This is a genomic window from Thauera phenylacetica B4P (genome assembly GCF_000310225.1).
Taxonomy (GTDB): Bacteria; Pseudomonadota; Gammaproteobacteria; order Burkholderiales; family Rhodocyclaceae; genus Thauera; species Thauera phenylacetica.
This window is the reverse complement of record NZ_AMXF01000624.1, coordinates 1-394: the sequence shown is the minus strand read 5'-3', so window position 1 is coordinate 394 and position 394 is coordinate 1. Positions and strand designations below refer to the sequence as shown.

Sequence of the window (394 nt, the reverse complement as noted above, 5' to 3'; positions counted from 1 at the left end):
GTCGCTCGCCGACATCGAGCGCGGCTTCAAGGTGCTCAAGTCCGAGATCGAGATCGGCCCGGTGTATCACCGCCTGCCCGAGCGGATTCGCGCGCACGCGTCGATCTGCTTCATGGCGCTGATCCTGCACCGGGTGATGCGCAGCCGACTCAAGGCGGCGGACGCGGGCTACACGCCCGAGCGGGCGCTCGAGCAACTACAGCGCATCCAGCATCACCGCGTGCGCCTGAACGGCGGCGAGCCGGTGGTCGGGGTGTCGACGCTCAGCACGGAACAGAACGAGGTGTTTCATGCATTAGGAATCGAAAAACCAGCGGCGCCGGAGCAGTTGGCGCTGTTGTAGTGGCATTTTTGAAAGTGCGCTCTAGCAAAAACAAGCACTTGCGAGCGTAAC

At 62.9% G+C, this 394-nt stretch carries 1 protein-coding gene; it reads left to right on the top strand.

Going from position 1 to position 394, the window contains the following annotated elements:
• A partial coding sequence (locus C667_RS24010; RefSeq protein ID WP_004393396.1) for an IS1634 family transposase occupies window positions 1-343 on the top strand: 343 nt, incomplete at its 5' end.
• Between the last annotated feature and the right edge of the window lie 51 nt (window positions 344-394).